This window comes from Aurantimonas sp. E1-2-R+4 (assembly GCF_036549515.1).
Lineage (GTDB): Bacteria > Pseudomonadota > Alphaproteobacteria > Rhizobiales > Rhizobiaceae > Aurantimonas > Aurantimonas coralicida_A.
This window is the reverse complement of sequence record NZ_JAZHLK010000013.1, coordinates 24,002-37,235: the sequence shown is the minus strand read 5'-3', so window position 1 is coordinate 37,235 and position 13,234 is coordinate 24,002. Positions and strand designations below refer to the sequence as shown.

Annotated in this window: 11 protein-coding genes; 7 read left to right on the top strand and 4 right to left on the bottom strand. The window is 65.5% G+C overall.

All coding sequences use genetic code 11. The features are described 5' to 3' along the window. Window positions 1-105 precede the first annotated feature (105 nt). Window positions 106-999 (top strand): formate dehydrogenase accessory sulfurtransferase FdhD, encoded by an 894-nt coding sequence (locus VQ045_RS08215; protein WP_327646613.1) that lies wholly within the window; start codon window positions 106-108, stop codon window positions 997-999. Next, window positions 989-1,618 carry a molybdenum cofactor guanylyltransferase MobA gene (gene mobA / locus VQ045_RS08210; protein WP_331829777.1) on the top strand — a complete coding sequence of 210 codons (630 nt, stop codon included), beginning with the start codon at window positions 989-991 and terminating at the stop codon, window positions 1,616-1,618. Before VQ045_RS08215 ends, mobA begins: the two co-directional genes overlap by 11 nt. 3 nt (window positions 1,619-1,621) lie before the next feature. Here mobA and VQ045_RS08205 read toward each other — a convergent pair whose 3' ends face one another. From VQ045_RS08205 to VQ045_RS08190, 4 genes are all read right to left on the bottom strand, one after another. Beyond that, complete coding sequence (locus tag VQ045_RS08205; protein WP_331829776.1) at window positions 1,622-3,592, bottom strand: molybdopterin biosynthesis protein; 1,971 nt, start codon at window positions 3,590-3,592, stop codon at window positions 1,622-1,624. Beyond that, window positions 3,589-4,716, bottom strand: coding sequence for a molybdopterin-binding protein (locus tag VQ045_RS08200; RefSeq protein WP_331829775.1), 1,128 nt, complete (start codon window positions 4,714-4,716; stop codon window positions 3,589-3,591). Before VQ045_RS08200 ends, VQ045_RS08205 begins: the two co-directional genes overlap by 4 nt. A 153-nt stretch (window positions 4,717-4,869) precedes the next feature. Further along, the gene (locus VQ045_RS08195) at window positions 4,870-5,640 is read right to left on the bottom strand and encodes an SDR family oxidoreductase (protein ID WP_331829774.1); all 771 of its coding nucleotides are present in this window, start codon (window positions 5,638-5,640) and stop codon (window positions 4,870-4,872) included. Window positions 5,641-5,654: 14 nt separating this feature from the next. Then, window positions 5,655-6,368 (bottom strand): GntR family transcriptional regulator, encoded by a 714-nt coding sequence (locus VQ045_RS08190; RefSeq protein WP_331829773.1) that lies wholly within the window; start codon window positions 6,366-6,368, stop codon window positions 5,655-5,657. A gap of 183 nt (window positions 6,369-6,551) precedes the next feature. Between VQ045_RS08190 and VQ045_RS08185 the strand changes: the two genes are divergently transcribed. The 5 genes from VQ045_RS08185 to VQ045_RS08165 all read left to right on the top strand — a co-directional run bounded on the left by VQ045_RS08185 (window position 6,552) and on the right by VQ045_RS08165 (window position 13,210). Then, complete coding sequence (locus VQ045_RS08185) at window positions 6,552-7,811, top strand: ABC transporter substrate-binding protein (protein WP_331829772.1); 1,260 nt, start codon at window positions 6,552-6,554, stop codon at window positions 7,809-7,811. Window positions 7,812-7,903: 92 nt separating this feature from the next. Beyond that, window positions 7,904-8,776 carry a branched-chain amino acid ABC transporter permease gene (locus VQ045_RS08180; protein ID WP_331829814.1) on the top strand — a complete coding sequence of 291 codons (873 nt, stop codon included), beginning with the start codon at window positions 7,904-7,906 and terminating at the stop codon, window positions 8,774-8,776. 9 nt (window positions 8,777-8,785) lie between these two features. Then, window positions 8,786-11,305 carry a branched-chain amino acid ABC transporter ATP-binding protein/permease gene (locus tag VQ045_RS08175; RefSeq protein ID WP_331829771.1) on the top strand — a complete coding sequence of 840 codons (2,520 nt, stop codon included), beginning with the start codon at window positions 8,786-8,788 and terminating at the stop codon, window positions 11,303-11,305. A gap of 16 nt (window positions 11,306-11,321) precedes the next feature. Then, a complete protein-coding gene (locus VQ045_RS08170; RefSeq protein ID WP_331829770.1) occupies window positions 11,322-12,269 on the top strand; it encodes a 3-hydroxyacyl-CoA dehydrogenase in 948 nt (315 codons plus the stop codon). Window positions 12,270-12,280: 11 nt separating this feature from the next. Continuing rightward, a complete protein-coding gene (locus VQ045_RS08165; RefSeq protein ID WP_327623445.1) occupies window positions 12,281-13,210 on the top strand; it encodes a 3-keto-5-aminohexanoate cleavage protein in 930 nt (309 codons plus the stop codon). The last annotated feature ends 24 nt before the right edge of the window (window positions 13,211-13,234 follow it).

Below are 13,234 nucleotides of genomic sequence, written 5' to 3'. Positions count from 1 at the left end.
TAATGCGCACTATATGACATGGTAACAACACTCTAACCTTATGCCGCAATCTTCCGCGGCCGGCGACGCCGCCCACTCACATCATAGACTGGCAATAGGAACACCATGCAGGAATTGAAGGATCGCGCCTCGGTCGGCGTCGTCATGCCGGATCCCGGCAATTCGCGCCTGACGGAGCGGGTGACGGGCATCGACCAGACCGGCGCGCCGGTGGAACTCAGCGTCCCCGTCGAGCGCGCCCTGACGCTCTATCTCAACGCCCAGGAGATCGTCACGATGATGACGATCAACGACTATCCGGATTATCTGGCGCTCGGCTATCTGTTGAACCAGAACATGCTGAAGCCTGACGATGTGGTCACCAGCGTCGAATATGACGAGGATCTCGAGGTGGTGGTCGTAAGGACCGAGCGCGGCACCAATTACGAGCAAAAGCTGAAAAAGCGGACCCTGACATCGGGATGCGCGCAGGGCACCGCATTCGGCGACCTGATGGAGGCGCTGGATGACATCGAGCTGCCGACCGCGGAGCTCCGCACCTCGTGGCTCTACGCGATGACGAAAACGATCAACACGACCCCCTCGCTGTATCTGGAAGCCGGAGCGATCCACGGCTGCGTCCTTTGCGTGAAGGGCGAGCCGGTCTGCTACATGGAGGATGTCGGGCGGCACAACGCAGTCGACAAGATCGCCGGCTGGATGTTCAGCCACAAGATCGATGCGGCGGACAAAATCCTCTACACCACCGGCCGGCTCACCTCGGAAATGACAATCAAGACCGTGCGGATGGGCATCCCGATCCTGGTTTCGCGCTCCGGCTTCACCGCCTGGGGCGTGGCGCTGGCGCGGCAGGTCGGCCTGACGCTGGTCGGCCGTGCGCGGGGCAAGCGTTTCGCGGCGCTGTCGGGCGATGACCGGATCGTCTTTGACCAGGACATCGCGACCGTCGAGGACGAACCCTCGCGCAGCAAGCGAAAAGGCGCCGGCTATGACGAGTGATGCGACATTGCCGATCGGCGTCATCCTCGCCGGCGGTTTGGCGCGGCGTATGGGCGGCGGCGACAAGCCGATGCGGGCGATCGGCGGACGCACCATCCTGTCGCATGTCGTCGATCGCCTCGCGCCGCAATGCGCCGAACTGATCCTCAACGCCAATGGCGACCCGGCCCGCTTTGCGGCCTTCGGCCTGCCGGTGGTTGCCGACACGCTCGAAGACTACCCCGGACCGCTCGCCGGCATTCTGGCGGCGCTCGACTGGACCGCGGAGAATCGGCCCGGCACCGCATGGGTCGTAAGCGTGGCGGGCGATTGTCCGTTCCTGCCGCGCGATCTCGTGGCCCGTCTTGAGGAGGCTCGGGAGGCCGAGAACGCCGATCTGGCGGTCGCCGCGTCCGGTGGCTGGTCGCATCCGGTGATCGGTCTTTGGAAGGTCGCCTTGCGCGACGAATTGCGCGACGCCCTTGTCCGCGAGGACATGCGCAAGATCGACCGATGGACGGCGCGCTATCGCCTGGCGACGGTCGCCTGGCCGAAAGAGCCGGTCGATCCCTTCTTCAACGCCAATACGGTCGAGGATATTGACGAAGCCGAGACTCTGGCGGCTCTGCTTCCCGATTGACAATCAGGCGGGCCGGAAACCCGCCTGTTTCAACGCCTCGCGGCCTTCCGGAGCGTGGAGCGCCGACAGGAACGCTTGGACCGCGCTCCGCTGTTTCCGCGCCGAAACCAGCACGAAATCATAAGACTCCTCGGTGAGCGGGATGAAGCCGAGCCCCGCCGCTTGCGCCACCGGCTCGATAGTCACGCCCCAGTCGGCACGTGCTTGCGCGATCGCGGCCGCCACCGCGTTGTGCGAGCGCGGCTGGTTCCAGTAGCCGCCGGGGCGGTTCTGGCCCAGCAGCCGGTCGATCAGAATCCGCGTGCCCGCACCCTGATTGCGGTTGACCATCAGGCATTCCGGATCGGCGAGTGCGTTGGCGACGGCCTCGTTTGCGCCAGCGCCCTCGAAACGCGGATCGCCGAGGCGGAACGCGATCCCCTGCATGCGCCGCCAGCCGGGAACCAGTTCCAGACCTTCGACCAGGAACGGCGTGTTGTAGCTGTCGGTTTCAGGATCATAGAGATGGATCGGCGCAAGATCGCACTCGCCGCGCTTGGCCGCAGCAAGGCCGCCCAGACTGCCGACCGCGAGGGAGCGTACCGTCAGCCCGTCGCGGGCCAGCGGCGCCAGGATCGGGTCGAGGCCGGTACAGTGGCTGCCGATGATGACCAGATCGGGAATCCGCACATGCGGCGTGAACAGCGTGACCTCGGCTTGCGCCCCCGCGGGCAGATGGTCGGCCAGCGCTTCGATGCGCAAAAACCCGTCCGCCTGGGAAAACGACGTGATGGCGCCGGACCCCTTGCCGGTCGGATAGGCGATCAACCCGTCATCGCCCTGAACCAGCGACACCATCGCGAATTCGGTGCGGCCTAGTTCGGACGCGATCCGCACGGGAACGCGCACTGATACCCGCGTCTCGGCACGCGGCGGCAGGCCGGCCATGCGCCGCAGGATCGGCGCGACCATGTCGTGAAACGTGAACATCGCGGATGTCGGGAAGCCCGGCAGGATCACCACCGGTTTTTCGTCGCAGACCGCCAGACAAAGCGGCTTTCCGGGCTTCAGCGCGACGCCATGCGCGATGATCCCCGGCTCACCCAGCCTATCGACGATGCGATGGCTGACGTCACCAGCGCCCTTCGAGGTGCCGCCGGACAGGATAACCATGTCGTGGGTTTCCAGCGCCGCGCGCATAGCAGCTTCCAGCTTTTCCTCGTCGTCGGGAAACGCGCCGAGGAAATCCGGCACGCCGCCATTCTCGAAAATGGCCGCGGCGACGATCGCGCCGTTGGTGTCGTAGACCAACGCGGGACCGAGCGCCTCACCGGGCTGCACAAGCTCGTCGCCGGTCGACAGGACCGCCACCTTGACCTTCCGCACCATCTCCACGCGGGCAATCCCACAGGCGGCAAGCATGCCGATTTCGCGCGAGCCGATGCTGATCCCGGCACGCAGCAGCAATTCGCCGCGCGCGATGTCCGAGCCCGCATAGGAAATGAACTGGCCGGCCGAGGCGGCGCGGCGGACTTCGACCGCTCCGTCTTCAAGGGGCTGCGTGTGCTCGACCATGACGATAGCGTCGGCCCCGCGCGGAACCATCCCGCCCGTCGAGATCGGCGTGGCCGTGCCGCTGGGCACCGACAATTTCGGAGCAATGCCGCAAGCGAGCGTCTCGGGATTGAGAGCCAGACGCGCAGGCTTGGCCTGACCGCAGGTCGCCAGATCACCCGACTGCACCGCGAACCCGTCGACATTGGACCGATCGAAAGACGGCACGTCGATTGGCGAGACGATATCGGCCGCAAGCACTCGGCCCAGAACGTCCTGAAGCGCGCATTGCTCGCTCGCCAACGCGCGCGGGAATACAGCCGCTTCGAATCGTTGAAACGCCTCTTCGCGTGACAGGATCGACAGGAACTGCTCCTGCTCCACGCCCCCGCTGCGGGCTGTGGTCGGGGCGTTCGACGCGATTGTGAAATTCTTCGTCATGGCTCCTCGTGGAGAGAAAATCCGGCGACCGGCGTACCAGCGGCATGGCCTTCGCTCATCGCGGGAATCAGGCACCATGCGTCCGCCGACACAAGCTGTGCCGGGGACAGGGCGCCGACCGAAAGCGGCGTCCAGGCGCGTTCCGTCTGCTTCAGTAAAACGATCTCCGTAACTCCGATTCCCGACGATATCTTGCGCGCAAGCGGCATGAATACCGGGTCTCGCGGTCCCGATCCAGTCAACGCTCGCAGGATCGGCTCGACAAGGGCCAGCCAGACCGCCAGCGCCTGATCCGGCTGCCCCGGCAAGGCGATCACCGGAATATGCCCGACCCTGCCGAAGGCGGCGGTGCGTCCGGGTTGCAGCGCGATCCCATGGGCGAAGCGTTCGCCCGCCTGTGCGATGGCAGCCGGCGTGTGGTCGTTCCGGCCCGCGCCCGTGCCCCCGACGAGGACGATCAGGTCCGCAGGTTCGTCCAGAATGCCGTTCGCGATAGAGGCCACGTCCCGCTTGCACGTGACGCGCGTGACATCGGCGCCCGCCGATCCAGCCCTCATCTCGGCGAAATCCGCAGTGAGGCGCGCGGCATCGGCGGAGTCCAGATCGATCAGGCGGACCCGCGGCCGTCGGACGGGCAAGCGCGCGAGACCGCCCCGCCGCGCGCAAAGAATGTCGAAGGCGGAGATCCTGCGGCCAGGGATTGCAGGCAACTGCCCCACCGCGATGTCCTCGCCGGCGCGGCGCAGACCCTGTCCCGGAATGGCGTCGGTGAGGACCTGGACGAGCGGTCCTTGCGCATCGACACCTTGCGCATCGACAACACAGTCACATCCGGCCGGCATGACGTCACCGACCTCGACCCAGACAGGAGGAATCCCCGGCACGGCGGGCGCGAAAGACGAGGCGCCAATCAGATCCCGCGCCGCCAATGCCCAGCCGTCGACCGCCGCTTCATCGCGCGACGGAGAGGCGCGCGCAGCCGGTGCGGGCTCCGCGGCGATCGCGCCAAGCGCATCATCAAGCCGCAGATCGACGGGTGCAACAGGCGCCAGCTCATCCAACAGCCAGTCACGGACCACATCGAAAGCAGCCAAAGCCCCGTTGGTTTCCTCGAGAGCCGTCATTTTCCTCACGTCTCAGATAGCGACCCGCCCCGTATAACAGCGATCGTCTGCGGGGATATCCCAATCACCGCGATTTCCGGGAAGCGCTGACGGAGGAGGTGGGCGGGCAGTTCGAGACCGGGCGCCGCCGGCGTCTAACCCAAGGCTCAGGCGTCAGACCATCATTTGTGCATCGCCGTCGATGCTCAGGGCCTGTCCGGAAATGCTCGAACCTTGCGCAGATGCCAGGAACACCGCCATCGCCGCGAGGTGCTGCGGCGGAATGAGCTTTCTGAGCGACGTCACCGCGAGAGCCGCCGCCTCGACCTCCTCGTAACTCTTGCCGAGCGCGGCGGCCTTGTTGGCGAATACCGATTGGATGCGCGGTCCGTCGACGGAGCCGGGCAGGATCGCGTTGACGCGAATACCGAACTCGCCGAGCTCGATAGCCAGCGACTTGGTGAAGCCGACGACGGCCCATTTCGACGCGGCGTAGGGAGTGCGCATGGAAAACCCCAGTCGCCCCGCCAGCGACGCCAGATTGACGATACTGGCGTTCGAACTCCGCTTGAGCATCGGCACGGCCAGACGGGTGCAGTTGAACTGGCCGGTGATGTTGACGTTGAGGGTCTGGTCCCAATCCGAGGGATCGATGTCCTCGACCCGCCCCGTCGGCCCCGCGATGCCGGCATTGTTGACCAGAACGTCGAGCCCGCCGAGCGTCTTCTCCACTTCCGCGAACAGCCGCGCGACATCGCCGCGATCCGAGACGTCGGCCCGGCTGGCGGTTACGCCATCGAGGTCGGTTCCGGGCCCCTCCCCATCGCTGATGTCGCAGTAATGCACGCGCGCGCCGCCGGCCTGGAAGGCCCGCACCATCTCCAGCCCGATGCCCGACGCGCCCGCCGTCACCAATACCCGCAAACCGGCTATGTCCGATACCATCGTCACTCTCGTTCTCAGATTGAGGCGGACGGCAGATTGCCGTTCGCCAGGATGAAATCCGCCGCGTCCCGGATATCCGCCGCGACGGCGGCGCGGGCCTCATCGGCCTGCCTTGCCTTCAGCGCCGCGATGAGCCGGGCATGGTGCTTGTGGGCCTCGACCTCTTTCAGCCGGCGCCCGCTAGCGCGCAGATCGAGGTTGATGACCGGCCCGACCTGCAGCCACAACCCGTCGATGATCTGTTGCAGTTGCGGCATGTCCGCCGCCGCATAGACGGCGAAATGCAGCTCCTTGTTGGCCTTCAGCGCGACCGCCCCGTCGGGGTCGCGGTGCCGGCTCTCGGCGGCAAAGCGTTCGTGATGGGCGCAAGCGACGGCGATCTGCGCGGCGTCGGCCCGTTCCGCCGCGAACTGAGCGGCGAGACCTTCCACTTCCATGCGGATGATCGTCAATTCGCCGAACCGCTCGCGGGTCATGATCGGCACCCGGATCGCCCGGTTCGGCAGGATTTCCAGCGCCCCTTCCGCCGATAGCCGGCCGACTGCCTCGCGCACCGGCATCGGACTGGTGCCGACGGCCTCGGCCAGGCCGCGCAGCGTGAACTTCTCGCCGGGCGCCACCTGCCCCGCCAGAATCAGCTCCCGCAGATCACGGTAGACGTGCTCTCCGAGCGTGACCCGCGACACCCGCGGCATCTTGTCGGCGATACCCGTCTCGACGACGCTCATGAAATAAATTCCTCGTTTGCCAACCTTATGGCTGGACTCAGACACGAAAGCACGTTTTGCTAGATGTGTCATGTGTGATCACAAATGACAATCTGAGTGGAGGGACAGCAGGCCGTCCCCGCGGGTCCCGCGGATCACGAGCCGAGGGAGCCCCTTCAGACGGATCCATTGGGAGGAAGAAGAATGTCCAGTTCGCATATCCGGCCCCACCGCAGACAGGTCATCAAGGGCATCGGCACGGCGGCGCTCGTCGCCGGCCTCGGAACACCCTTTATCGCCCGGGCACAAAGCGAGGTCGTCAAGATCGGCCATTTGACGCCGCTGACCGGCTTTCTCGGGCCCCTCGGCGAATACGCCCAGCTCGGCGTCCAGCTGGCGGTCGAGGAACTCAACGCCGCCGGCGGCATCGACGGCCGCCAGATCGAGCTCCTGATGGAGGACAGCGTCAATCCGGCCACGGCGTCGACCAAGGCCGAGCGCTATATCACCCGCGACAACGTCGCCTGCATCATCGGCGAAATCAGCTCGGCGTCCGGCCTCGCGATCGCGCAGGTCGTCGAACGGAACAAGAAGCTGTTCTTCAACACCGGCTGCAACTCCGATGCCCTGCGCGGCAGCGACTGCAGCCGCTACATGTTCCACGTCGAGGCGTCGAACTCCCAATATGTGAAGGGGGTCGGCTCCGCCTTCCTGCGCGACGGCCTGATCGACGGCAAGAAGATCTACTTCCTCACCGCCGACTACGCCTACGGCCAGGATCTTTCCCGCGTCGGCAAGAACTTCATCGAAGCCAACAACGGCACCGTCGCATGGGAGGATCTGGTTCCGACCGACGCCACCGATTTCAGCGCCTACATCCTGAAGATCCGGCAGGCGAAACCCGATCTCATCATCTCCAACCTCGCCGGAAATCAGATCACCAATTTCGTCAAGCAGTATACCGAGTACGGCCTCGACTTTCCCTATGGCGGTTTCGGCTTCGACACCGCCGTCGCCTGGGGCGCCGGCAAGGGCAATTTCGGTGGCGAATGGCCGGTCGTGTGGCATCACAAGCTGGAGAACCCCGGCGCGCAGGCATTCGTCCAGGCCTTCACCGCCAAATGGGGCAAACCGCCAGACAACCAGGCCTGGGGCGATTATCTCGCCACCAAGCTGGTCGCGCAGGCGATGACCGAGACCAAGTCGACCGAGACCGACGCCGTTCTGGAGTATTTCGAGGGCGAGCCGAAACTGGATATCCTGAAGGCGCGCGAGGGCTATTTCCGCAAGCGCGACCACCAGCTCATCCAGGAAATGTACACAATGACGGCCAAGCCACTCGACCAGCTGGAGGACGAGTGGGATCTGATGCTGCTCGGCGCGGCGGTGCCGGGCGAAGGCGACGATCTGGAGGCGATCGCGCCGACCGAGGCCGAGAACGCCTGTAGCTTCAACGCCGCATAGGTTCGTCGTATCGGGTTCGTCGGCGCGGCGCCGCTCGTCGCGCCGACGGGTTTTGAAGTCTTCCGATCACCGCTGAGGGTCGTACCTTGCCCCTGGAAGCCATCTTTGTCCTCGAACAGGTCGTCAATGGCCTGTTCGTCGGCGTCAATTATCTGCTGATCGCGCTCGGCCTGTCGCTGATCTTTTCGCTCGGCGGCATCGTTAATCTGGCGCATGGCGGTTTCTACGCGATCGGCGCGTATCTGGTCGTCCTGCTGTTCGACACCATCGGCTATCCGGCCTTCGTGGCCGCGCCGCTCTTGGTGGCGGTTATCGGCGTGGGGGTCGAACGGGTCTTCCTGCGGCCTTTCTACAAAGCCGATCCGGCGCTGAGCCTGCTGCTGACCTTCGGGCTCGCCATGGTCATCGAGCAGTCGCTTCGCATGATCTTCGGCGCGAGCCCGCGTCCCTTTTCGATCCCGCAATTTCTCAGCGGCCAGATCTTTATCGGCGACTTCATCTATTCGCGCTATCGCTTCGCCATCCTGATCGTCGCCACCGCCGCGGTGGCCGGTCTCTGGCTGCTCTTGCAGCGAACGCCGTTCGGCCGGATCGTGCGGGCCGGCATCCAGGCGCCCGACATGGTCGGCGCGCTCGGCATCTCCCTGAAGCCGTATCTGACCGCCGTCGCCGCCCTTGGCCTCGGCCTCGCCGGACTGGCCGGAACGATGATGGCGCCCATCACCGGCATTCACCCGGCCATGGGAGCCGAGATTCTCATCCCCGCTTTCGTGGTCGTGGTGATCGGTGGGCTGGGGTCGTTCTGGGGGGTGATCGTCGCGGCGCTCCTCGTCGGAGTGGTCCGAGGGCTAACCATCTATTTCTATCCGCCGGCCGCCGAAGCCTCGATGTACATTTTGATGCTGCTCGTGCTGCTCGTCAGGCCTCGCGGCCTATTCGGCGAGCGGATCGCCAGGTTCGAGTAGGGCGCTCCCATGCTGTCACGGTCTCTCAACATCGTCATCGCGTTGGCGGCGCTTGTCGTCCTGCCGTTCTTCATGGAAGCGATCGGCCTGACGGTCGATTCCGCCATCGACGTGATCGTGCTCGCCACGGCCGCGCTCGCGCTGAATCTTTTGTTCGGCTACACCGGGCTGATCTCCTTCGGCAACGGGCTGTGGTTCGGCATCGGCGTCTACGCCGCCGCGCTGGCCCATCTCCACTGGTTTCCTGACCAGATGCTGCTGCCGGCGCTGATCTCGATCGCCACCGTGGCGATCATGGCCACCGTCCTTGGCTTCCTGATCCTGCGGCGCAAGGGCGTCTATTTCTCGCTGCTGACCCTCGCCCTCACGGCCCTCGGCTACGCCATCGCATTTCGCTGGACGGAGGTGACCGGCGGTGAAAACGGCCTCGGCGGCATTACCCGCCCGGCCCCGTTCGGCCTCTCGACGGTGAACAGCGACTCCTATTACGTGCTCGCCGCCATCGTGGTCTTCGCCGTATTCTTCGGACTGCAGCGCTTCGTCCGCTCGCCGATCGGCACGGTTCTCGTCGCGATCCGGGAAAACGAGGAGCGGGCGCGCTTCCTCGGCTACGCGACACCGTCCTACAAGCTGATCTGTTTCGTCGTCTCGGCGACTGTCACCGCCCTTGCCGGCGTCCTGTTTCTCTTCCATCACCGCTTCGCTTCGGCCGACCCCGTATCGCCGGCCTTTTCCGGCGAACTCCTTGCGATGGTGCTGATCGGCGGCTCGCGCAGCTTCCTCGGCCCGGCCCTCGGCGCGCTGTTCTACGTGCTGTTCCGCGAGTTCCTGTCGCAATGGACCGGCGATTGGCTGTTCTATTTCGGCCTGCTGTTCGTCGGTTTCATCATGTTCTCGCCCTCCGGTCTCGTGGGCGTGGCCGGGCGCATCATCGACCCGTTCCTGCCGAAGCGCACGGGCGCCGCCGCGATGGCCAACCGCAGCATCGCCGAGGGCGAACCGCTGCCCGCCTTTCTGCGCCGCAAGGATGCCGACCGCGAGCCGCTGCTTCGCGTCGCCGGGTTGGCCAAGAATTTTGGCTCCGTCCAGGCGGTGCGCGACGCAAGCTTCATCGTCCGCAATCGAACCCTGCATGCGCTGATCGGTCCCAACGGCGCCGGCAAGACGAGCGCGTTCAACCTCATCTCCGGCATGTTCGCGCCCAGTCGCGGCAAGGTGACCCTTGGCGATGAGAGCATTGCGGGCCTGCCGCCCGAGGCGGTCTGCCGCCGGGGTTTGGCCCGCTCGTTCCAGATCACCAATCTCTTCCCGACCCTCAGCGTCGAGGAGAACCTGCGACTGGGCGTCCAGGCGACCCACGCCAGCCGGTTCAATCCGTGGATCGGCGCGAAAGGGATCACGGCGATCAATCAGGAAACCGCAGAGATCATCCGCTTTCTCGGCGTCCGCGGCATGGAGACGGCCGAGGCCGGCGCGCTGTCCTATGGCGGACAGCGGGTGCTCGACATGGGACTCGCCATCACCTCGAAGCCGCGCATGCTGCTGCTGGACGAGCCACTGGCGGGCCTAGCCGCGGCAGAGCGCGAACGGATCGGCCGTCTGATTCGCCAGATCGCCGACGACATCCCGGTGCTCCTGGTCGAACATGACATCGACCGCGTCTTCGATCTGGCGGATGCCGTTACCGTGATGAATGGCGGCGAGGTCCTCGTCGACGGGAGCGCGGAAGAGGTTCGCACCGACAAGCGCGTCCAGGACATTTATATCGGCTCGGGCGTCGCCGCGCTCGCCGCGCGCGAACTCGTCTCGGCCGCCCGGCCGGAACTGCTGCTCGGCCTCAAGGGGATCGATACCTTCTACGGCAAGAGCCAGATCCTTTCGGACGTCTCGCTGGACGTCCATCACGGCGAGATCGTCGCCCTGCTCGGCCGTAATGGGGCGGGCAAGACCACCTTGCTGAAGACCTTGATCGGCATCGCTCCGCCCGCGACGGGCGAGGCGACCTTGGCTGGCGAGAACATCGCAGGCCTTGCCTCCGCCGAAATCGCGCGCCGTGGGGTTGGATACGTCCCGCAGGGCCGGGGACTGTTTTCCGGCATGTCGGTGCGCCAGAACCTCGAATTGGGACGCCTGCGGCGGCTGACCGGCAATGGCCGCCACTGGACCGAGGAACGGGTGCTCGAATTCTTTCCGCGGCTTCGCGAACGGCTCGACATCGATGCCGACCGCCTGTCGGGCGGCGAACAACAGATGGTCGCGGTAGCCCGCGCGCTCGTCGGCGACACCCGGCTGTTGCTGCTGGACGAACCCTTCGAGGGATTGTCCCCGGCGATCACCGAAGAGCTGTTCGATGCCTTCGACAAGCTGCGCAGCGAGGTTTCGATCCTGATCGTCGATCATCATCTCGATCTCGTGCTCAATCTCGCCGATCGGGTGACAGTGCTCGAACGCGGTCGCGTCGTGCATGAAGGACCCGCCCGGCCGCTGGCGCGCGATCTCGATCTGCGCCGGGAGGTCCTTTGGCTCTGAACGGCAAGGAGAATCCATGACCAAGATCGCCATCGTCGGTTGCGGCCTGATCGGCCGCGCCTGGGCCATCACCTTCGCCCGCGCCGGGCACGACGTCGCGCTGTTCGACCGCCAGGACGGCGCTCCCGAAAGCGCGCGGGCCTATATCGCCGAGGTCCTGCCATCATTGGCCGAATTCGACCTTTTGAACGGCGCGACGCCCGAGGCCGTGCTTCGCCGCATCGCCCTGGCGCCCTCCCTGCCCGCCGCGCTCGACGGCGCGGTGCATGTGCAGGAGAACACGCCCGAAGATCTGGCGATCAAGCGCGCGGTCTTCAGCGAACTGGAACAGCATGCCGACGCCGACGCGGTGCTCGCCTCATCGACCTCGGCGATCCTGCCGTCCTTGTTCAGCGAGCATCTTCGCACCCGTGAGCGCTGTCTGGTCGCCCATCCGATCAACCCGCCCTATCTCGTACCGGCCGTGGAAGTCGTTCCGGCGCCCTGGACCAGCGCCGACGCGCGCGATCGGACCGCGAGTTTGATGCGCCAGGCCGGCCAGTCGCCGATCGTGATGAAGCGCGAGATCGACGGCTTCGTCATGAACCGCATGCAGGGGGCGTTGCTCGAAGAAGCGTTTCGCCTCGTTCATGACGGCTTTGCCGATCCAGAGGACGTCGACATCGGCATTCGGGAAGGCTTGGCGCTACGCTGGAGTTTCATGGGGCCGTTCGAGACCATCGACCTCAACGCCCCCGGCGGCGTCCGCGACTACGTGACGCGCTACCAAGGCATCTATGAGACCATCGCGCCATCGCAGCGCCGGCGCGTCGATTGGGCCGGCCCGGTTATCGAGACGGTCGAAAAGGTCCGCCGCGAGCGCTTGCCTGAAGACGAGTTAGGCGCCCGGCAGCAATGGCGTGACCGGCGCCTGATGGCCCTTGCCGCGCACAAGCGGCAATCCGACCGCGACATCAAATCCTGAAGGAGACGGCTATGGCCCAACGCAAAGTCATCATCACCTGCGCCGTCACCGGCGCAATCCACACGCCGACCATGTCGCCGCATCTGCCGATCACGCCGGATGAGATCGTCACCGATGCCGTGGCCGCCGCCGAAGCCGGCGCGGCGATCCTGCATCTCCACGCCCGCGATCCTGAGACCGGCAAGCCGGATCAGACGGTCGAGGCTTTCGCGCGCTTCCTGCCGCGCATCAAGCAACAGACCGGGGCGGTCATCAACATCACCTCCGGCGGCAGCCCCTACATGAAGGTCGAAGAACGCATCCTGCCGGCGGCGCGGTTCAAGCCGGAGGTCGCATCCCTCAACATGGGGTCGATGAATTTCGGCCTGTTTCACCTGCTCGACAAATACAAGGAGTTCCAGCATCCGTGGGAGAAGGAACACCTCGCCAACACGCGCGATCTCGTCTTCCGCAACACCTTCAAGGACATCGAGTACATCCTGGAGACCTGCTACGATAACGGCACGCGCTTCGAGTTCGAGTGCTACGACATCGGGCATCTCTACAATCTGAAGCATTTCCTCGACCGGGGTCTGGTGAAGCCGCCGCTGTTCGTGCAGTCCGTCTTCGGCCTGCTCGGCGGGATCGGGCCGCACCCGGAAGACGTCATGCACATGAAGCGGACGGCCGACCGGCTGTTCGGGGATCAGTATCGCTGGTCGGTACTCGGCGCCGGCCGTCACCAACTGGCCATCGCCGCACAGGCCGCGGCGATGGGTGGAAATATCCGCGTCGGACTGGAGGACTCGCTATGGGCCGGTGCCGGCAAGCTGGCGACCTCGAATGCCGATCAGGTTCGCCTGGCCCGCTCCATCATCGAGGGCCTGGGGCTGGACGTGGCCTCGCCCGACGAAGCCCGCGAAATCCTGCAGCTCAAGGGCGGCGACAAGGTCGACATCTGATCCCTGCACCCGCCCGGGACGGCC